Origin of the sequence: Gordonia phthalatica (genome assembly GCF_001305675.1) — a bacterium.
In the GTDB taxonomy this organism is placed as follows: domain Bacteria; phylum Actinomycetota; class Actinomycetes; order Mycobacteriales; family Mycobacteriaceae; genus Gordonia; species Gordonia phthalatica.
In genome coordinates, this window is sequence record NZ_CP011853.1 from 3,845,243 (window position 1) to 3,864,135 (window position 18,893).

Consider the following 18,893-nt stretch of genomic DNA (forward strand, 5'->3'; position numbering starts at 1 on the left):
ACCGCCCCGAACGACAAACGGTCCCGCCCCCGAAGAGGGAGCGGGACCGTTCGTTTCGCTCAGGTCAGCCGATCACCAACGAGTCGCCGTCGGCGCCGACGTTCACCGGCACGGTGTCGCCGTCGCGGACGTCGCCGGCCAGCAGCGCCTTGGCGAGCTGGTCGCCGATGGCCTGCTGCACCAGGCGGCGCAGCGGACGCGCGCCGTAGAGCGGATCGAAGCCGCGCTCGGCGAGCCATTCCTTCGCCTTCGGCGTGACGGCCAACTCCAGACGACGCTGACGCAGTCGCTTGGCGAGGTTGTCGAGCTGGATGTCGACGATCCGGACCAGCTGCTCGGGCGAGAGCGCGTCGAAGATGACGACGTCGTCGAGCCGGTTGATGAACTCCGGCTTGAACGCCGCGCGGACGGCCGCCATCACCATGTCCTTGTCACCGCCGGCGCCCAGGTTGGACGTCAGGATGAGGATGGTGTTGCGGAAGTCCACCGTGCGTCCCTGACCGTCGGTCAGACGCCCCTCGTCGAGGACCTGCAGCAGCACGTCGAAGACGTCCGGGTGGGCCTTCTCGACCTCGTCGAACAGGACCACCGAGTACGGGCGACGACGCACGGCCTCGGTCAGCTGACCGCCTGCCTCGTAGCCGACGTAGCCGGGAGGGGCGCCGACGAGCCGCGCGACGCTGTGCTTCTCGCCGTACTCGCTCATGTCGATGCGGACGATCGCTCGTTCGTCGTCGAACATGAACTCGGCGAGGGCCTTCGCGAGCTCGGTCTTACCGGTGCCGGTGGGGCCGAGGAACAGGAACGAACCCAGCGGCCGGTTCGGGTCGGCGACTCCGGCGCGAGCGCGACGGACCGCGTCCGACACGGCCTTCACCGCGTCGAGCTGCCCGATGACGCGCTTGCCCAGCTCGTACTCCATGCGCAGCAGCTTGGCGGTCTCGCCCTCGAGCATCTTGCCCGCGGGCACGCCCGTCCACGCCGAGACCACCTCGGCCACCTGGTCGGGACCCACCTCTTCCTGCAGCATCACGTCACCGGTCTCTGGGTCGCCGCCGCTCTTCTCGATCGCGGCGTCGAGCTCCTTCTCCAGGCTCGGGATCCTGCCGTAGCGGAGTTCGGCCGCCTTGCCCAGGTCACCGTCGCGCTCGGCGCGGTCGGCTTCGCCGCGGAGGCGTTCCAGCTCCTCCTTGACGTCGCGAACTGCGTCGATGGCGGTCTTCTCCGACTGCCAGCGAGCCGACAGCTCGTTGAGCTTCTCGCGATGGTCTGCGAGTTCGCGGCGCAGCGCCTCCAGTCGTTCCTTCGACGCGGCGTCGGTCTCCTTTTCCAGGGCGACCTCCTCCACTTCGAGGCGACGGACGATGCGCTCCACCTCGTCGATCTCGACGGGGCGCGAGTCGATCTCCATCCGGAGGCGCGACGCGGCCTCGTCGACCAGGTCGATGGCCTTGTCGGGCAGGAACCGCGACGTGATGTAGCGGTCCGACAGCGTCGCGGCCGAGACCAGCGCCGAGTCGGTGATGCGCACACCGTGGTGCACCTCGTACCGGTCCTTCAGACCGCGCAGGATGCCGATGGTGTCCTCCACCGACGGCTCCCCGACGTAGACCTGCTGGAAGCGGCGCTCGAGCGCAGCGTCCTTCTCGATGTACTTGCGGTACTCCTCGAGAGTCGTCGCACCGACCAGACGCAGCTCACCGCGGGCGAGCAGCGGCTTGATCATGTTGCCTGCGTCCATCGCGGATTCGCCGGTGGCACCGGCGCCGACGATGGTGTGGAGCTCGTCGATGAACGTGATGATCTGCCCGTTCGACGCCTTGATCTCGTCGAGCACGGCCTTCAGCCGCTCTTCGAACTCGCCGCGGTACTTGGCGCCCGCGACCATCGAGCCCAGGTCGAGCGAGATGACGGTCTTGCCGCGCAACGACTCCGGGACGTCGCCGGCGACGACACGCTGCGCCAGCCCTTCGACGATCGCCGTCTTGCCGACGCCGGGCTCACCGATGAGCACCGGGTTATTCTTGGTGCGGCGCGACAGCACCTGCACCACGCGACGGATCTCCGAGTCGCGGCCGATCACCGGGTCGAGGTCGCCTTCGCGAGCCCGCTTGGTGAGGTCGGTGGAGTACTTCTCCAGCGACTGGTAGGTCGATTCCGGGTCCTCGCTGGTCACGCGTGCGGTTCCGCGCACGGCGACGAACGCATCGCGCAACGCTTCCGGAGTCGCACCGGCTCCGCCGAGGAGCTTGGCTGCGTCCGACTCACCCGTCGCCAGACCGACCATCAGATGCTCGGTGGAGACGTACTCGTCTGTCAGTTCGGTCGCGAGCTTCTGCGCGGCGGTGATCGCCGCGATCGACTCACGGCTCAGCTGCGGCTGCGCGCTCGCCGACGACACCGTCGGTGCGCGGTCGACGAGGTTCTTCGCCTCGTTGCGGATCCGCACCGGATCGACGCCCACCGCCTTGAGCAGCGGCGACGCGATGCCGTCGGTCTGCTCGAGAAGTGCGACGAGGATGTGGGCCGGGCGCACATCGGGGTTGCCCGCAGCTGCCGCGTCCTGGACGGCGGCCTGCAGTGCAGCCTGAGTCTTGGTGGTGGGGGTGAAACTGTCCACTGGGTTCGCCTCTCTGTTGGTCTGTCGTGTTCAGAGCGATTCTGAACTTAAGTCTACGAGGCTCATGTTTGCCTCACGACTCGTTCAACCAACACAGGGTTGAGCGTATTCCGCTTAAGTTTGAGTTTCGAGTGATGTGCAACACGCTTTCCCGCAGAGAGGCTGCCGCACCACTTGTCGACCAGTAGCACCACTTGTGCTTCCCACACTCAGTCGCGACCGAGTGCGCGAAACAGAGGTGGTGCGAGCTGTGTCCGACCGACGGCAACGCAGCCAGGCGGTCATCGGATCCACAGAAACCCGAAAGCAACTCCCGGCGCAGGACACTAGCTCCCCAGAACCAGAGCGAATCCAGTCCCCTGGACGGATGACACGAACCGGCCGCGAGGCGAACAGTAAGGGCATGTCCACTGCACCGTCCCGCCCCGCATCAACACCTCGTCTGTCGGCGCGTCTGATCACCCTGATGGGCGCCCTCTTCGCCCTCGGCGTGGCGCAGGGTGCGCTTGTGTACCTGCAGCGCTCCCCGGTTCTTGAAGCGCAGGTCGCCGACACCGACGGATGGGCGGTCCACGCGGTGCTGGCTGTCGTCGTTGCCGTCGTCGCACTCGCGGTCGCCATTCGTAGGCGTCGACTCGGGCGTCGCGGCTCGGCCCTGCTCCTACCGGTCGGAGAGAAAGCCGCACGACGAGTCCGCCTCACAGTGCGGCAGCGCCCGCGTCCCTGGTGGCGGCTGGGTGCCGCGGTGCTCCCGACGATCCTGCTGTTGTACGGCCCGATTCGCGCGGGCGAGCAGATCATCGCCGGCCTGGACCCGAACTTCACCGTCAATGCCTGGGGTGGCCCCGGCTACCTCGGTGCCATGGCCTGCCACTACCTCGACACACTGGTGATGATGGCCGTCGCGGCCTGGCTTCTAGACCGGATCCTGCTGCCGGACCGGGCGTGCACGGCTGCTGATCGGTCCGTTGACTAGGTCTCACCGCGGCCGCGATTCCCCCTCGGAACGTGCGGTTTCACGACGACATCACGTCACCGGCCGAGGCGGGAGGTGTGGACTCGGCCCGTGCCCGACCGCCCGCTGCAGAGCACGCGCGTACCGCATTCCGACCCGACCGCTTCGCTTCGTACAGCGCGCCGTCGGCCGACGACAGCATCCGATCGAACGCCTCGGTCTGATGCAGCTCACCGACGGAGATGCCGATGCTGACCGTGAAACCCGCCGACGATGCGGCAGACCGCCTCACGTCGTTCACGTCGTCACGGATCGCTTCGGCGACCGCGACGGCGGCATCGAGATCGGCCCCCGGGATCACCACGCAGAATTCGTCGCCTCCGAACCTCGCAAGAATGCCGCGCGCACCGAGGTGCGGCCGCACGACGTCGGTGAGGTCGACGAGTGCTGCGTCGCCTGCCAGATGCCCGGCGGTGTCGTTGATGGCCTTGAAATCGTCGATGTCGATCAGGAGGACCGCCGCGCGATCCGCTTTCGAGGTCAGCTGCTCGACCTCGACGGCCAACCCCGCACGGTTGAGCGCGCCCGTCTGGTGGTCGTGCCGCAAGGATTGGGCGAGTTTGCGGTCGACGCGTTCGCGCGAAGCGAGCATCTCGACGACGCCGATCATCACGACCAGCGCCAACAGGATCAACGCGGTGATCGACTGCACGGGTGAGGACCCGACCGGGTTCGTGGCGTCCGGAATCCAGATGCTGGACACCATCCGCGCGCCCATCGTGGCGACCCACGTCCACAGCACCGCCGCCAGTCCGCGTCGCCAGACGAGACGCTCGCGGGAGTTCGCGCGGTGAGCGTGCACAGCAGCCCACCCGAGCACCGCCGACACGCAGACGCCGTTGATATAGGTCTGCATCGCGATGTCGGAGTTGATGGTCGGCACGCTGAGGAATCCGACCAGCATCACGACGAGGGGCAACACGAGGACCGTTCGAGAGATCTTCGCGACGTTGAAGGCGACGACGCCTGCGGCGTCGATGGAGACGGCGAGGACGATCAATGCGTTGCCGACGGTGACCGATAGGAGGTCGGGGACGATCTCCCGGACCGCGAGGAGCGCAGCGCCCACCGCACCGGTCAGTTTCGCGATCCCCCATAGCAGCATCGCGGTCTCGCTCCGGTTGATCAGGAACTGGACCACCTGCAGTCCGCCGATGACGATTGCTGCGGCCGCGATCGTGCACCACAGGGTCATTGCGTCGAGGTTCATCCATTGATCCACATCTGTCGCTCCGCAGCCGACCAGATCCGCGCGGACGGGTCCGGTCGACGCCGCCTCCGTGCGGGTGACGTCGTCATCACGAAGATCGGGCCAACATCCTCCCACGTCGAACACCCGTCGACCCGGTCGAAAGCACTCATTACTCATGAGAACGCCAGTACGCTGAGCCGATGCAGATCCGAACGATGTTCTTCCGCATCCTCGGTGCGGGCCTGGCGGCAGCGTTCTTGACGCTGTCCACCGCAGTCGGCACATCGGCCTCGGCCGATGCCGCGCCGAACGGGAAGCATGAAGTGACGACGGTCGTTCGGAGCTGCACGGGCGCCAAACAGATCCGGCCAAGAGATCTGACCTCGATCTCTTGCGGCGACATGGGCCTGTACGTCACTGGCATCGCGTGGGTCGGCTGGACCGACGGCTGGGCGGCCGGGTACGGCACCGAACACCGGAAACTCTGCAAGCCGGACTGCGCCACGGGCCGCACCGCCAGTCGCCCCGTCGGGGTCTGGCTGTTCGCCCCCAAGGCCGGCAATTTCACGAGGGTCTCTCTGTACTCCTCTGTCACCGCACCCCCGGAGACCCTCCGCCTGACCGGTAACGTCCCACGCTGATCGACGCATCGAGTGGTGCCCGAGGCACGCCCGGAACACGTGCGCGACGACGACTTCCGACGTCCGGAATAGATCCCGAAGCAACCGCGTTGCACCGGCTGGATCGGTTGCGTTCCGTGTCCCCCGGGCTCAACCCTTTGCCTTCGCGGAATACCGTTCGGCTGGAGCCGCGTTGCGCCTTTCGCCGAGAGGCGACCGAACGCAGCCGGTCCGCAAACTTCTCCTCGTCGGGAGCTCAGACCGGTGGCCGAGGCCACCGGTTCGCGAAACCCGACCAGAATGGCCCGGTTCGTCAGGTAATTAAATCTTCGATGACGGAAATTCGGTGACCACCCCACGTCGACAGTGTCCTCAGAGCCTTGACCTGCACTGATCGTTACATCGTTCGAATGACGCCGGTCGCGTCACACTTGACCCGCCACCCCTTCGATGCCGTCCGCCCCGAAGTCCCCTGCGCAACACCCGTCTACAGCGTTAGGGTCTTTCTACCCAGCGACTGCTGGATGAGGACTGAGAGGGGATTTCATGAATCACGTTGCTCGACGAGTGGCCGGGGTAGTGGCCGCAGCTTCGCTCACCGCGACGGTCGTCGTGGGTTGCAGCAGCAACGACAGCGATGACGCCGCTTCCGCATCGTCCGGCACCGTCGCCGCGACCGCGACCGACGGCGCCACCAGCACCGACGGTGCGGACGCCAGCGGCGACAAGACCGGCGAGACCGGCGCCAACGCAGGCGAGTCGGTCGAGCTGACCGCCGCCGACGGTTCCAAGGTGACGCTGAAGGGCGCCATCGCCAAGAAGTACAGCTCGGCCACCGAGAAGCAGAAGAAGGATCTCGGCAAGCCGCTGACCGGCGAGAAGGGCTCGGGCACCAGCGCGAACGGCGTCATCTTCCAGCAGTTCGACGGCGGCGTCATCACCGCCAAGAACGCGGACGCGACCGCCTACATCACCTGGGGCAAGATCCGCGACGCCTGGAACGTCAAGCGCGACGAGACCGGCCAGCCCGCCGCCGACGGCAAGAGTGGCTCGGAAGGCCCGCTCGGCACCGCGACCAGCGACGAGACCGACGAGGGCGATCTGAAGGTCTCGACCTTCGAGAACGGCAAGATCACCTTCTCCCCCAAGACCGACAAGGTCGAGGTCACCGTCAAGGACAAGGTCGTCCCCGCCAAGTAATTCTTCGGCAGCACGACTCGACGACGCCCCGCTCGCACCCGCGAGCGGGGCGTCGTTCCGTGTGAACATGCTGGCCAGAGCCACAACGGTGCCTCACGTCACAAAAGTTACTCACAAGTAGCTTTTGTTTAATAAGTCATTACACTTACCGGATACCTCCCACACGCCCCTTGTGAGATCCCGGAGCAGTTCATGACCACCGCGCCCCCTCGTCCGAAAATGCAGCGATCACGGCTCGTCCGACTGATCGTCGCCCTACTGGTGACCATTCCGCTGGTCCTCGCCGCCGTCTACATGTGGGTCCTGTGGGATCCGACGAAGAAGGTCGACCAGATGCCGGTCGCGATCGTCAACAGCGACACCGGGTTCATCAAGGACGGTGCGCCGATCGACGCCGGGAAGAATGTCGTCGACAACCTCCTGGAATCGCAGGCACTGGGCTTCGAGCTCGTCGATGAGCAGACTGCCGTCCGCGGCCTCTCGACCGGCGAGTACTACTTCACGATCGAGATCCCCGCGAACTTCAGCGAGACGCTCGGCACCATCGCGACCGTCGCCGAGGCTCCAGCACTGATCACCGTCACCTTCAACGACTTCAACACCATCAAGGCCTCGCAGATCGGCGGCGCCGCGATGGAGAAGATCTACCAGTCGGTCCTCAAGGGCGTCGCCGCGACGACCGTCGGCGGACTGGTCGACGGCGTGCAGACTCTCGGCGACGGGCTCCGCAGCGCGGCCGACGGTTCGGTGAAGCTGTCCGACGGCGCAGGAACCCTGGCCGAGGGCATCAACGACGAACTCCGTCCCGGCGTCCGCTCGGCGCGCGAGGGCAGCGCGAAGCTGGCCGCGGGCGCGGGCACCCTCTCCGAAGGCCTCGTCACCCTGCAGGGCGGCACGGACAAGCTCGGTGACGGCGCCACCCAGGTGGCCGACGGCATCGAACGCCTCACCGGCCAGATCCCGATCGCCGAGGTGGAACGACTCCTGAAGCAGGCGCAGGCCGTGGTCCCGAACTCGTCGCAGCTCGCGACCGTCACCGAACTCATCGAAGGCCTGAAGGCGCTCAAGGCCGGCAGCCGCCAGATCGCGACCGAACTGACCGACCCGAACGCGCAGTACCGCAGCGGACTGAACCGCCTCGTCGAGGGCGGCGCCGAACTCAGCGCCGGATCCTCGGAGCTGGCCGCCGGTCTGGTGAAGATCGACGACGGCGTCGCCAAGGTGGCCGACGGAGCCACCCAGCTCGACGACGGCGCCGAACAGCTCCGCAAGGGCCTGGTCGACGGGTCGAAGAAGGCACCGGACTTCGGCGACGAGGCGTCGCGGATGACACTCGCCCAGCTGATCTCGAGGCCGGTCGACAAGCAGACGGTGCACGTGGCACAGGCGCAGTTCCAGGGGCCGGGTGGCGCGGTGACGATCCTGATCATCGCCACGATGCTGATCCCGATCGTGGTGTTCATGAGCTTCCGCGGCCACCGCTTCGTGACCGACGACGAGACGCCGCGCAGCCTCCGTCACAGCCTGCGCCGCGGCCTGCTGGTCAGCGGGATCAGCCTGGCGGGCGTGCTCGCGGTGGCTGTCGGCGCGTGGGCGTGGCTGAGTCCTGCACCGGATCCGGTGCACCTGTGGCAGGTGGTGCTGATCTCGGCCGGCGCGACACTGATGAACGTCGCCCTGATCTCGGTCCTGTTCACCCTGTTCGGCTATGTGGTCGGCGCGTTGAGCTCGCTGGCGTGGATGATGTTGCAGCTGTTCTCGTACGGCGGCATCTGGATGATCCAGACCGTCCCGGCGCCGTTCCAGTGGCTGCACTGGATCTCGCCGATGACGCTGGTGCGCCACGGGTACATCGCGGCGTTCAACGGCGCGCCCGGCTTCGGCGCGACTCTCGTGAGCCTGCTGCTGCTGGCCGCGGTCGGTGGCGCAGCGGTGTTCGCCGCGGTCCGCTTCCAGCAGAAACGGTTCCCGGAGACGACGCCCGACGACGGCGCGACGCGAGAACTGGTGACGGCCTAAACGCGGGTCCGGCGCGACCACCACGCGAGGAATCCGGCGGCCAGCACGACGATCGCGACCACGTCGACGATCGGATCCGCCAGCGCGGCGGCGCCGTCCTGCAGCCTGAGCTGCAGGTCGGCGTCGACCGGGTCGGAGAGCGCGATGAATCCGTTGGTGAACCAGAACGCGACGCCGACGACGATCAACAGCAGCCCGGTGACGACGTTGGTCGTGTGCAGACGCACCCGCCCGATCCGTAGCTCGCGGCCCCGGAGACCGGCGCGGATACGACCCCCGATCCGGTTCCACAGGGCGGCGATGAGCAATAGCGGCACCACCATGCCCATCGCGTACACGGCGAGGAGGACGCTCGCTCCGGCCATGCCGCGGGTCGCCGCCAGGGTGAGCACAGCGCCGAGGATCGGGCCCGTACAGAACCCCGCGACTCCGCTGACGGCACCGAGAAGCAGCGTCTTGACCAGCCCGGTCCGCCGCACCGTCTCCCGCTGCAGCCGGGACACACCTGGGATCGCACGGCCGAGATCGAAGCCTCGACCGACGAGCTGAATCACACCCATGAGGACGATGACCACCGAAGCGACGGCGATGATCGTCGACCGGTGTTCGGCGACGGCCCCGGCCAGCGCGCCGACTCCGATCCCCACGGGTAGCAGGGTGATCAGCAGGCCGACGTAGAACACCACGCCGTGCATCAGCAGCGCACCGCGCGCACCCACCGTCGACGCGAAGAACGCAGGCAGGAGCAGCGCCGCGCACGGGCTCAGCAGCGCGAGGACACCGCCGGCGAAGGCCGCGACCAGTCCGATGTCCACGCGGTCAGTCCGGGGTCCCGGGCAGCAACTCGTCGAGCTTGGCCAGGTACGTCTCGGGCGGATTGGCGCCGAGCATCGGCTGCCCGCCGAGGATGAAGGTCGGGGTGGAGTACGCGCCGGCAGTGGCGGCCTCACCCTCGCTGAGATCGACGGCCGCCACGGTCGCCGCGGACGTCAGGTCAGCACGGAACCGATCGACGTCGAGTCCGAGCCCGGCGGCGGTGCGGACCAGCGCCTCCCCAGAGAGGTCGCCCGCCGCTCGCTTCTTCCCGTTCGCGAACAGGGCGTCGTGGAAGTCGAGGTAGCGGTCCTGCAGTGCGGCCGCATAGGCGGCCTGGGCGGCGCGCCGCGACGCGTCGCCGAAGACGCTGATGTCGCGCATCTCGATCCGGAGCTGCCCGGCGTCGACCCGCTTCAGCAACGCGGGCAGCGACTCGGTCGACCACTGCGCGCAGTACGGGCACTGGAAGTCGCTGAAGACCACCATGGTGACCGGTGCGTCGACCTTCCCGAATGCGAGGCGGTCGGCGGCATCGCGTCGCTCGATCCCACTGTCGTAGGGGAACAGCTCCCCGGCCTGCGGCCGTTGCGCGGGGGCGGCATCGTCACCGGAGTTGTAGACCAGGACGAAGCCGATCAGCGCACCCGCGAGGATGACGACCAGCGCCGGCACCAGCCATCCGGGCCGGTTCGATCTTGCTTCGGACACCGTTCTCCTGTCGTCGCGTGCATCGGTGGTGAATGCATCGTCCCCGTGAGCGGCCGCCGCGGCAAACAGACCCCGGCTCCAGGGACGCAGAATCCAGTATCGGGCATACTCGCCGTCATGACCGTCCCCGCTGCAGCCGCATGAGCGCCGCCAACTCCCGTCGGCCGTACCTGATCGTGGCGGCCGCACTGGTGGCGGCGGTCGCGGTGATTCTCCTGGCGCTGCAGCTCCGCGACACCGCACCCGACGCGGCGGCACCGCCTGAGTCGACCGTGTTGAACACCAACACCGGCCCCGCCGGGGACGTACCACGTCGGGCTGCCGACGATCCGCTGATCTTGGGCGACGACGCGGCACCGGTGACGATGGTCGTGTTCAGTGAGCTGACCTGCCGCTACTGCGTGCACTTCGCGACACAGATCCAACCGAAGCTCGTCGACGAGTACGTGAAGACCGGGCGGCTGCGCATCGAGTGGCGCGACGCTCCCGCATCCGGCCCCGCAGCCCGGACGACGGCGCGCGCGGGGCGTGCGGCTGCCGAGCAGGGCCGCTTCTGGCAGTTCACCGACGCCGTCGTCCGCGCCGACCAGCGCTCGCCGCTGACGGTCGACGCACTCACCGACCTCGCTCGCACGGCCGGGATCACCGACCTCGAACGGTTCCGCTCCGACGCGGACGGCACGGCCTTCGACCAGCAGATCGACGCCGACCTCCGTCTGGCGCAGAGTCTGTTCATCCCGCCGTCGCCCGCGTTCTGGATCGACGGGACCCCGCTCCTCAGCGGTCTGCCCTTGCGCGCCTTCACCGATGTCATCAACGGGAAGCTCAAGCTGCACAACGCTGACTGAGCCGGGTACCGGCCGACCATCGCTCCAGCAGAACCGGGTCTGTCGAAATACCCCGAAACCGATCACACGCTCCTATCGTCGATCTCATGACCACCGACGAGAACTCCACCGATCCGGATATCAAGCCGCGCAGTCGCGATGTCACCGACGGGCTGGAGCGCAGCGCCGCCCGAGGCATGCTCCGCGCGGTCGGCATGGGCGACGACGACTGGGCGAAACCGCAGATCGGCGTCGGCTCGTCGTGGAACGAGATCACCCCGTGCAACCTCTCGCTCGACCGCCTCGCGAAGGCGGTGAAAGAAGGCGTCCACGAAGCAGGTGGCTACCCGCTCGAGTTCGGCACCATCTCCGTCTCCGACGGCATCTCGATGGGGCACGAGGGCATGCACTTCTCGCTGGTGTCCCGCGAAGTGATCGCCGACAGTGTCGAGACCGTGATGAGCGCCGAACGGCTCGACGGCTCGGTGCTCCTCGCCGGCTGCGACAAGTCGCTGCCCGGCATGCTGATGGCCGCCGCGCGCCTGAACCTCGCGTCCGTCTTCCTCTACGCCGGATCCACGCTGCCCGGGTACGCCACCCTGTCCGATGGGTCCGAGCATCAGGTGACGATCATCGACGCCTTCGAAGCCGTCGGCGCATGCGCGCGCGGGCTGATGAGCCGCGAGGACGTCGACACCATCGAGCGCGCGATCTGCCCCGGTGAGGGCGCATGCGGCGGCATGTACACGGCCAACACGATGGCCAGCGCGGGCGAAGCGCTGGGCATGTCGCTGCCCGGCAGTGCCGCCCCGCCAGCTCCCGACCGTCGGCGCGACCGTTACGCCCGCGAGTCGGGTGCCGCCGTCGTCGAACTGCTGCGCCGCGGCATCACCGCCCGCGACATCATGACCAAGGAGGCGTTCGAGAACGCGATCGCCGTGCTGATGGCGTTCGGCGGATCCACCAACGCCGTGCTCCATCTGCTGGCGATCGCCTACGAGGCGGACGTCCCCTTGACGCTCGACGACTTCGCCCGCATCGGGGCCAGGGTTCCGCATCTGGCGGACGTCAAGCCCTTCGGCAGGCACGTGATGACCGACGTCGACCGCATCGGCGGCGTCCCGGTGATCATGAAGGCGCTGCTCGACGCGGGGCTGATGCACGGCGACTGCCTCACCGTCACGGGGCAGACCCTCGCCGAGAACCTGAGGCACATCGCCCCGCCCGACCCCGACGGTCAGGTGCTGCGCGCCACCGGCTCCCCGATCCACGCCAGCGGCGGCATCACGATCCTGCACGGCAGCCTCGCACCCGAGGGCGCGGTGGTGAAGTCCGCGGGCTTCGACACCGACGTCTTCGAGGGCACCGCGCGCGTGTTCGACCGCGAGCGCGCCGCCATGGATGCACTCGAGGACGGCACCATCACGGCGGGCGACGTCGTGGTCATTCGCTACGAGGGTCCGAAGGGCGGACCCGGCATGCGCGAGATGCTGGCCATCACCGGTGCGATCAAGGGCGCGGGCCTCGGCAAGGACGTTCTGCTGCTGACCGACGGCCGCTTCTCCGGCGGCACCACCGGGCTGTGTGTGGGACACGTGGCGCCCGAGGCCGTCGACGCCGGGCCGATCGCCGTGGTCCGCGACGGTGATCGGATCCGCCTCGACGTCAGCGCCGGGACGCTGGACGTGCTGGTCGACGACGCCGAGATCGCCTCACGCCTCGAAAGTTTCGAGCCGCTGCCGCCGCGCTACACGCGCGGCGTGCTCGCCAAATATTCGAAGCTGGTCACGTCGGCGTCGCAGGGAGCGATCTGCGAGTAGTCGACGACGGTCACGAGGACAACGGTCAAGAGTCAGTCGACAGCGACGTCGCCCGTTCGATCATCATGGTCTGCAGGCGTTCCGTGTCCCGCTCATCGAAACCGATCTCGACGCATCGAGACGACCAGGGGAGGGCCGCCGCGATGAGCTCGTCGAGCATCCGCTCGACAGCCTTCGCGCGGAGTCCCAACCGAGTTGCCGCATCGACGAAGTCCTGCCGTCGCAGACGGTTGGCCCGGCCGTAAAGGTCCATCGCCATGGGGTCACGCCATCGGAGATACGGCTGGGTGGTGACGAGGTCATAGGCCGGCGTCGGCATCCACAAGCCGTCGGGCGCGTAACAGGAGAGATTCTTGCCGTGCAGATCACCGTTCCCAATGAGCCAGGAGAAGGCGACAATCCGCAGGAGTTCCAGTGTCGCCGCCATCCGCGAGCCTCCCCCGGCCTCGCACACGTCGGCGATTGCCGCGATCGCGGTCTCCGCCTTGATCCGGTATTTGGACGCCGGGTACACGTCGAGAACTTGACACGCATCTTCCTGCGCGACCCTCGTACCTCCCCGTCGATCGAAGCGTTCCACCAGGAGACCCGAGCGGCCGTCGACATCGTGAACGATGCGCGTCCGTGCGGACCGTACCCCACACGCGGACGCCATCGTCATGAAGAAATGCTCGTTCTCGACCAGACGGGGGAATCCCGACGGTGGTGTGAGTTTGAGGATCGCCGCCCCGGCGGTCGTCGCGGCCGGCACCGACCACATGGCAGCGCTGGCTTTCGGCTGAACCCCCGGCAGTGCAACAGGATCCGCCCCGAAGTCACCGGCGAGCCGACGGAAGACCGCCGTCAGGTCTTCGATCCGATCCTCATCGATCATCACCGGGAGGCTCTGCGGGCCGGTTCCGGCGGGAACGACGCGCACGTTTCCGATCGCGTCACCCCCGACCGCGAGTAGCAGGGTGAAGTGGTCGTCGACCGAAGTCTTCGTCGCAGTGACGACAGCCCCCAAACGCACCCCTTCGGGCAGGAGACCGGCGAAGAAGGCCGGAATCGCGCCTCCGACCGATCGGGCTTCACGCATAAAACGCGGAAGACTCCACGCGATGGCGTTCGATCGACCGCCCGACTCAGCACCGTCGTATGTCAACATAACGACGTCACTGCGATCGCGGATCAGCGTCGCCACCTGTTCGTCGTCGACGTAGACATCCGCAGCATCGACTTCCCGCAGTCCGCCGAAGTCACTCATCGCGTCGCCCCTTGGTCTCAACACCCATCTGCAGCCCGAGAGCGTCCAGCACGTCGATGAACGATGCGAGCTTCACTGACGCCCGGCCGTACTCGATCGCTTGGACACTGGAACGTGACACGCCGGCGAGATCCGCCAGCGTCTCCTGCGTCAGCCCGAGTTGAACGCGACGTGTGGCGACAAGAGCCGCTATGCCTTCGAACCCATGCATAGCAACATTGGCGGGTCGCTTTGTTCGACGGGGCGTCGCCATGCTTCTCCTTATGCCGTTAATCCCAAGCATAAATCAAGTCAAGCCAGCCTGACGGCAAGTCGCCCCGCCTTGCGCGTTCAAACCCACGCATAAGGACAAGGACACAAAGCTCAGAGACGCACGTCGGGCGCGAAATCGCGCTCGGCGACGAGCATGCGCACCTGGTCCTCGACGGGAGCCTCATCGTCTGCGGCGACCGCGGGAACGCCGATCTCGATGGCGTACGGCATCGTCGGTCCGAGATTGGCGATCACCTGACGTCCGTCGACCGTCGGGATTACGAATGGCCGCGCACCGAGGAAATTCTCTGCGGTGTCGGCGACGAACTCCATGATCCGGTCGCCTGTCTCCGCGGTGATGGGATACCGAACGCCGGCGAAGACGAAGGTCACGTGGGGCGCAGTCATGCGGGTCCTCCTGGACGACGGAGAAGAAGGTCCAAGACCGGCACCGGCGGCGGATGCTCCCCCCTGGGATCACCCGCCGCCGGCGGTCCTGCCGCACTCGCGCGAACCGGCCACACATTCCGAAAGTTGGATGACACCAACATCATCCACGTAGTCGAAACCCGTTACCGCCGGTTCACCGAGGCACGTCAGTTACCGTACAGCAAACGATCGATAACAACCAGCGTTGAGAGGGAATTTCCCGCCGAATCACCATTCCAGGTCAGACATAATTGCTGGTCAGACGCGAATTATGGGCATCAAAAAAATTTCTTGAGTCACACCCCTCGTACGGGATGTGGCAAATCACGTTTCCTTCAGCAACGCGCGGTTGCTAGAGTGTTAACTGCTGGGGAGGACCATGCACCAGAGACGGCACCGGGACCGCATCCACGAGGCGCGTACGCGCGCTTCGAGTGAATTGCGAATCGGGACCGACATCCCTGGGGCTACCATGTGTCGGGCATCAACAGGGGTGACGACCGCCTCCTCCGCACCTGGACACTCGAGAAGGCATGATGGAAGACGGCTTTGCAGGACGGCTGAACAAGCTGTTCGAGACTGTGCACCCTCCGGGGCGCAAGCCGCACACGAACGCCGAGGTCGCGGACGCGGTGACCGCGGCCGGACACAAGATCTCCAAGCCCTACCTGTCGCAGTTGCGCAACGGTCACCGGACCAATCCGTCCGATGAGACCGTCGCCGCACTCGCCCGGTTCTTCAAAGTGAAGCCCGAGTACTTCCACGACGACGTCTACGCGGCGAAGATCGACCACGACCTGGAACTGCTGTCGCAGCTGCGAGGACGCGGCCTGCGACGGCTGTCGAGTCGCGCCTTCGATCTCTCCGAGGAGTCACAGGACATGTTGACCGCGTTCGCGGAGAAGCTGCGACGCGGCGAAGGACTCCCCGAGAGCCCGCTCGACTGATTCCTACGAATCACCGTATTTGCGGGTCAAACGTTTGAGCGACCCGCATCCCCCAGGTAGTTTGGATAATCGATGCTGTTCCGGAACCTCCCCCGCGCCGTCGCGCGACCGTTGAGCGTCGCCGCACTGACGTTGGGCACCATGTGCGCCGTCCCCGCGGCGGCGCACGCTTGGCCGAGCATCACCATTGAATTCCCCACCGGACCAGGCAACGGCGGAAACAACGGCGGAGGCCTCGGCAACAGCCCAGGTAGCAACAACGGCAACGGTCCGGGCAGCAACAACGGCAGCGGCAGCAACGGCACGCCCGGCGGCAGCAACAGCGGCAACGGGAACGGCCCCGGCAGCAACAGCGGCAACGGCAACACCGGCAACGGCGAAGGCCACAACGGAAACGGGAACGGCGATCCCGGTCAGATCACCGTGACCAACGATCCCGAACCACCGACGGAGCCGGAGACCACGCAGCCTCAGCGCCCGAAGCCCGCACCGCAAGCGCCCGAGGCACCCGAGACCCCTTCAGCAGCAGTCCCGGCCCCGCCGGCCAAGAAGGCACCGCCCAAGACTCCCAAGAAGCCGGACGCCTCCAAGCCTGCGGTGCCGAAGACCGAGAAGCCGACGCCCGCTCCGGTCACCCCGAAGGAGTCGACCGTGGAGCCCGTCGTCCCGACAGCGTCGGAGGCGCCGTCGCTCGGCGACTACGCCGCGGCAGGCGGCGGCATCGGCGCGATGATCCTGATCGCGGGCGCCGCAGGCGGTATGACGTACCGGAACGCACGACTGGGTCGCCTCCGTGTGAACGCAGCGCGCGCCGAATTCCTCTCCCCCGGCGGCCGATAGCCGATGACCGACGCCGCCGACGCGCCGAGAGCGCGCCGCTCCCATCGCCGTGTTCACGCGGCGGTGGACGCGGTCCTCGATGTCGCTGCACAGAAGCACGCCAACTCCCTCGAGGAGATCGTCAACGCCGTCGGTGACAGCCGACAGCGTCCGATCACCGTCCTCGTCGAGGACCTGGCTCCGGGCGTCTGGGGCCAGCGCCGGGAGTACGACGATCACGACGAGATCGTGCTCGCACGGTCGTTGCCGAGCGAGGCCCGTACCCTGGCGCACGAGCTCGGGCACGTCGTCTTCCGCCATCCCGGCGCTGCCGCCGACACCTCCACCGTGGCCGCCGAGGACGACCTGATCGCCTACATGCTGGGCATGGCCGCCGAGGAGGAGACTGCAGCCGACGGCGCCGCGGCCGTCTCCCCGGTCGCGGACGCCGAGCACGACCTCCACGAGTGGGAGGCGGAGGCCTTCGCCGCACGACTTCTCCAGCGCCTCAACCAGCTGTATCGGAGCCACTCCTGGCGGCCGATGCTCCGCTACGACGAGGCTCTCGGATGACCTGGCTGACCTGGGTGATCGCCGCTCTGTGTTCGGCGGCCGTCGGTGCCCGGCTCGGGCGCCTCACCGTCCGTCCGCCGTCCCTGGCACGCACCTCGGTCGCCGTCGCGGCCATCGCCGTCGCCGCCGCAGCAGCCGTCCGGACCCCGACCGTCGCCACCGTCATCGGGTCACCGGGCAGCAGCGCTCCGATTCTCGTCTTCGTCGCCTGCTGGATCGTGGCGTCTTCGGCGACGGCCCTGATCGCCGCCTCCGCCCTGTCCCAGCTGGGCAGACGAGGGCTGACCACCGTCACCGTCGCGGTGTCCGCACTCGCCGTCGCCGACGTGATCGCCATGGTGATTCTCGGCGAGACGATGGTCGGCGCGATCCTCATCGTCCTGGCCGACCTGTTCGCTCTCGGGGTCGGCGCCCGCTACATCGCCTGGAATCCGCTGGGTCGGGCCATCGCCCTCTATCTGATCGGCGTGGCCGTCATGGTGGTGGTCCTCGTGGTATCCCCCGACGAGGTGACTCCGACCGGCGGCTGGTGGGCCGTGACGATCATCGCGCTGAGTGCCTCGTGCTGCTCGGTGATGGTGGAGTCGTGGCTCGTCGCCCGGCTGGATCTGCGGCGGACCCTCGCCCTGCACAGCGCGCTGATCGACGCGCACCCGGAACTGGCCGACCCCGACTACCGCTCCGCGACCCCGGTACTGCAGGCCAACGATCGAGTCTCCGAGATCCTCGACGGCCTGTACCTGCACGCCGGTGCGGGCCTGGTCCCGGCCGAGGGCAAGGAGTTCGACGAGAGTCCCCGAGACCGCGCCCGCAAGATCGCAGCCTGGCTCCGCACCGACGAGTTCACGGTGATCGATCCGCATCTCCTCAGCACCCCGCAACCGCTCTCCGACCTTCGCTGGGTCCGGCTCATCGCCCGGGAATACGACCGCGCCGCCTGAGCGCTCGGTCCGAGGCCGAGACTTCAGCCGCGCCGGCCCCCGGCGGAAAACTACTGCTGAAATCAGGCCGTCTGCACCTCGCCGAGGGAAGATCGGGCTGTTGCAGTTCGCCCCAGCGCGGGACACCAGGTTGGTCGAGTGTCGCCTGCGAGCGAAGCGAGCACGCTGTGCATCGAGCCTTGGGGGGAGAGAAACTGCGACAGCCCGAAATCGCCGTCAGAGAGCCGCAGCCGGCCTGATTTCAGCGATATCGACGGCTAGGCCGTGTTGGATGAGTCTTACGAGAGACAGTGGCCGGTCCCGGGGACACACGCGATGATGGGAGCATCATGATTTTCCTTGCGGGGTTGACGATCATCGGCGTGATCTTGCTGTGGATGTTCGGCGCCGGCATGGCGCGGTTCATCGGCATCGTGCTCATCCTCGACGGCGTCGGTGGAATGGCCATCCGTAATAGTGTCACCGAGAACCCGCGGTTCCCGATCGAGGCAGTCGTCGGGCTCGGGCTGTGGCTGCTTGGGCACTGGCTGTTCGCGGCGAAGGACGGCCTGTGGCGATCCCGCCTGGGGCAGCGCGTGTGGCGGTTGCCAGGGCTGTCGTGGATGTCGCCGGTTCGTCACGGCTGACGCGCGATCGCGCGCTGGGTATGAAGGTTGGGCTGCGGCCGTCGACTCGTTCAGAGTCGGCGGCCGTGGTGCTGTTCGGGGTGTGTCGCCGTGCGATCTCGCGGCCCCCGACATGCTGAGCTCGCAGAATCGCGATCTCCCCGTTCGGGAAATGACAGATAGCGGTTACCCGGCGCGACAAGGTTCAGTGGCGGCATCCCACCACCGTGCCGGAACCACCGGC

18 protein-coding genes are annotated in these 18,893 nt (G+C 67.3%); 11 read left to right on the plus strand and 7 right to left on the minus strand.

Annotation, left to right across the window (positions count from 1 at the left end):
- Positions 1–64: 64 nt before the first annotated feature.
- A complete protein-coding gene (gene clpB, locus ACH46_RS18130; protein WP_062394168.1) occupies positions 65–2,620 on the minus strand; it encodes an ATP-dependent chaperone ClpB in 2,556 nt (851 codons plus the stop codon).
- Positions 2,621–3,023: 403 nt separating this feature from the next.
- Here clpB and ACH46_RS18135 point away from each other — a divergent pair, with 403 nt between their 5' ends.
- Positions 3,024–3,596 (plus strand): hypothetical protein, encoded by a 573-nt coding sequence (locus ACH46_RS18135; RefSeq protein ID WP_226995673.1) that lies wholly within the window; start codon positions 3,024–3,026, stop codon positions 3,594–3,596.
- A gap of 40 nt (positions 3,597–3,636) precedes the next feature.
- Here ACH46_RS18135 and ACH46_RS18140 read toward each other — a convergent pair whose 3' ends face one another.
- Positions 3,637–4,845, minus strand: coding sequence for a GGDEF domain-containing protein (locus tag ACH46_RS18140; RefSeq protein ID WP_157851090.1), 1,209 nt, complete (start codon positions 4,843–4,845; stop codon positions 3,637–3,639).
- A gap of 182 nt (positions 4,846–5,027) precedes the next feature.
- Between ACH46_RS18140 and ACH46_RS18145 the strand changes: the two genes are divergently transcribed.
- The 3 genes from ACH46_RS18145 (at position 5,028) to ACH46_RS18155 (ending at position 8,666) form a co-directional block, all read left to right on the plus strand.
- Positions 5,028–5,468, plus strand: coding sequence for a hypothetical protein (locus tag ACH46_RS18145; RefSeq protein ID WP_226995674.1), 441 nt, complete (start codon positions 5,028–5,030; stop codon positions 5,466–5,468).
- A 525-nt stretch (positions 5,469–5,993) separates the two neighbouring features.
- Entirely contained in the window at positions 5,994–6,647 is a 654-nt protein-coding gene (locus ACH46_RS18150) for an LGFP repeat-containing protein (RefSeq protein WP_062394171.1), read from the plus strand.
- A 192-nt stretch (positions 6,648–6,839) separates the two neighbouring features.
- Positions 6,840–8,666, plus strand: coding sequence for a YhgE/Pip family protein (locus ACH46_RS18155; RefSeq protein WP_062394172.1), 1,827 nt, complete (start codon positions 6,840–6,842; stop codon positions 8,664–8,666).
- Here the strand turns inward: ACH46_RS18155 and ACH46_RS18160 are convergent.
- The gene (locus ACH46_RS18160) at positions 8,663–9,481 is read right to left on the minus strand and encodes a cytochrome c biogenesis CcdA family protein (protein ID WP_062394173.1); all 819 of its coding nucleotides are present in this window, start codon (positions 9,479–9,481) and stop codon (positions 8,663–8,665) included. The genes ACH46_RS18155 and ACH46_RS18160 overlap by 4 nt on opposite strands.
- Before the next feature lie 4 nt (positions 9,482–9,485).
- Positions 9,486–10,190 carry a DsbA family protein gene (locus tag ACH46_RS18165; RefSeq protein ID WP_062394174.1) on the minus strand — a complete coding sequence of 235 codons (705 nt, stop codon included), beginning with the start codon at positions 10,188–10,190 and terminating at the stop codon, positions 9,486–9,488.
- 140 nt (positions 10,191–10,330) lie between these two features.
- Between ACH46_RS18165 and ACH46_RS18170 the strand changes: the two genes are divergently transcribed.
- Together ACH46_RS18170 and ilvD are read left to right on the plus strand one after the other, a co-directional pair.
- Positions 10,331–11,038 (plus strand): DsbA family protein, encoded by a 708-nt coding sequence (locus tag ACH46_RS18170; protein ID WP_062394175.1) that lies wholly within the window; start codon positions 10,331–10,333, stop codon positions 11,036–11,038.
- Between the two features lie 86 nt (positions 11,039–11,124).
- Positions 11,125–12,837 carry a dihydroxy-acid dehydratase gene (gene ilvD, locus ACH46_RS18175; protein WP_062394176.1) on the plus strand — a complete coding sequence of 571 codons (1,713 nt, stop codon included), beginning with the start codon at positions 11,125–11,127 and terminating at the stop codon, positions 12,835–12,837.
- Between the two features lie 25 nt (positions 12,838–12,862).
- On the opposite strand, the gene ACH46_RS18180 is transcribed toward ilvD, so the two are convergent.
- The 3 genes from ACH46_RS18180 to ACH46_RS18190 all read right to left on the minus strand — a co-directional run bounded on the left by ACH46_RS18180 (position 12,863) and on the right by ACH46_RS18190 (position 14,743).
- Entirely contained in the window at positions 12,863–14,083 is a 1,221-nt protein-coding gene (locus ACH46_RS18180) for a type II toxin-antitoxin system HipA family toxin (protein ID WP_062394177.1), read from the minus strand.
- Positions 14,076–14,336 (minus strand): helix-turn-helix domain-containing protein, encoded by a 261-nt coding sequence (locus tag ACH46_RS18185; protein WP_062395614.1) that lies wholly within the window; start codon positions 14,334–14,336, stop codon positions 14,076–14,078. Before ACH46_RS18185 ends, ACH46_RS18180 begins: the two co-directional genes overlap by 8 nt.
- Before the next feature lie 110 nt (positions 14,337–14,446).
- A complete protein-coding gene (locus ACH46_RS18190; protein ID WP_062394178.1) occupies positions 14,447–14,743 on the minus strand; it encodes a hypothetical protein in 297 nt (98 codons plus the stop codon).
- Positions 14,744–15,300: 557 nt separating this feature from the next.
- Here ACH46_RS18190 and ACH46_RS18195 point away from each other — a divergent pair.
- The 5 genes from ACH46_RS18195 to ACH46_RS18215 all read left to right on the plus strand — a co-directional run bounded on the left by ACH46_RS18195 (position 15,301) and on the right by ACH46_RS18215 (position 18,670).
- A complete protein-coding gene (locus ACH46_RS18195; protein WP_062395616.1) occupies positions 15,301–15,711 on the plus strand; it encodes a helix-turn-helix domain-containing protein in 411 nt (136 codons plus the stop codon).
- A gap of 72 nt (positions 15,712–15,783) precedes the next feature.
- Positions 15,784–16,551, plus strand: coding sequence for a hypothetical protein (locus ACH46_RS18200; protein WP_062394179.1), 768 nt, complete (start codon positions 15,784–15,786; stop codon positions 16,549–16,551).
- Positions 16,552–16,554: 3 nt separating this feature from the next.
- Positions 16,555–17,103, plus strand: coding sequence for an ImmA/IrrE family metallo-endopeptidase (locus ACH46_RS18205; RefSeq protein ID WP_062394180.1), 549 nt, complete (start codon positions 16,555–16,557; stop codon positions 17,101–17,103).
- Positions 17,100–18,044, plus strand: coding sequence for a hypothetical protein (locus tag ACH46_RS18210; RefSeq protein ID WP_062394181.1), 945 nt, complete (start codon positions 17,100–17,102; stop codon positions 18,042–18,044). The genes ACH46_RS18205 and ACH46_RS18210 overlap by 4 nt, the downstream gene beginning before the upstream one ends.
- Positions 18,045–18,373: 329 nt before the next feature.
- The gene (locus ACH46_RS18215; RefSeq protein ID WP_157851091.1) at positions 18,374–18,670 is read left to right on the plus strand and encodes a hypothetical protein; all 297 of its coding nucleotides are present in this window, start codon (positions 18,374–18,376) and stop codon (positions 18,668–18,670) included.
- Positions 18,671–18,893 lie beyond the last annotated feature (223 nt).

Bases quoted from the DNA above. Each gene is read 5' to 3' on its own strand.
- ACH46_RS18205 (WP_062394180.1), top strand. From the start codon at position 16,555: ATGACCGACGCCGCCGACGCGCCGAGAGCGCGCCGCTCCCATCGCCGT.
- ACH46_RS18155 (WP_062394172.1), top strand. From the start codon at position 6,840: ATGACCACCGCGCCCCCTCGTCCGAAAATGCAGCGATCACGGCTCGTC.
- ACH46_RS18200 (WP_062394179.1), top strand. From the start codon at position 15,784: ATGCTGTTCCGGAACCTCCCCCGCGCCGTCGCGCGACCGTTGAGCGTC.
- ACH46_RS18150 (WP_062394171.1), top strand. From the start codon at position 5,994: ATGAATCACGTTGCTCGACGAGTGGCCGGGGTAGTGGCCGCAGCTTCG.
- ACH46_RS18215 (WP_157851091.1), top strand. From the start codon at position 18,374: ATGATTTTCCTTGCGGGGTTGACGATCATCGGCGTGATCTTGCTGTGG.
- ACH46_RS18180 (WP_062394177.1), bottom strand. From the start codon at position 14,083: ATGAGTGACTTCGGCGGACTGCGGGAAGTCGATGCTGCGGATGTCTAC.
- ACH46_RS18190 (WP_062394178.1), bottom strand. From the start codon at position 14,743: ATGACTGCGCCCCACGTGACCTTCGTCTTCGCCGGCGTTCGGTATCCC.
- ACH46_RS18210 (WP_062394181.1), top strand. From the start codon at position 17,100: ATGACCTGGCTGACCTGGGTGATCGCCGCTCTGTGTTCGGCGGCCGTC.
- ACH46_RS18145 (WP_226995674.1), top strand. From the start codon at position 5,028: ATGCAGATCCGAACGATGTTCTTCCGCATCCTCGGTGCGGGCCTGGCG.
- ACH46_RS18140 (WP_157851090.1), bottom strand. From the start codon at position 4,845: ATGAACCTCGACGCAATGACCCTGTGGTGCACGATCGCGGCCGCAGCA.
- ACH46_RS18185 (WP_062395614.1), bottom strand. From the start codon at position 14,336: ATGGCGACGCCCCGTCGAACAAAGCGACCCGCCAATGTTGCTATGCAT.
- ACH46_RS18170 (WP_062394175.1), top strand. From the start codon at position 10,331: ATGAGCGCCGCCAACTCCCGTCGGCCGTACCTGATCGTGGCGGCCGCA.
- ACH46_RS18195 (WP_062395616.1), top strand. From the start codon at position 15,301: ATGGAAGACGGCTTTGCAGGACGGCTGAACAAGCTGTTCGAGACTGTG.
- ACH46_RS18135 (WP_226995673.1), top strand. From the start codon at position 3,024: ATGTCCACTGCACCGTCCCGCCCCGCATCAACACCTCGTCTGTCGGCG.
- ilvD (WP_062394176.1), top strand. From the start codon at position 11,125: ATGACCACCGACGAGAACTCCACCGATCCGGATATCAAGCCGCGCAGT.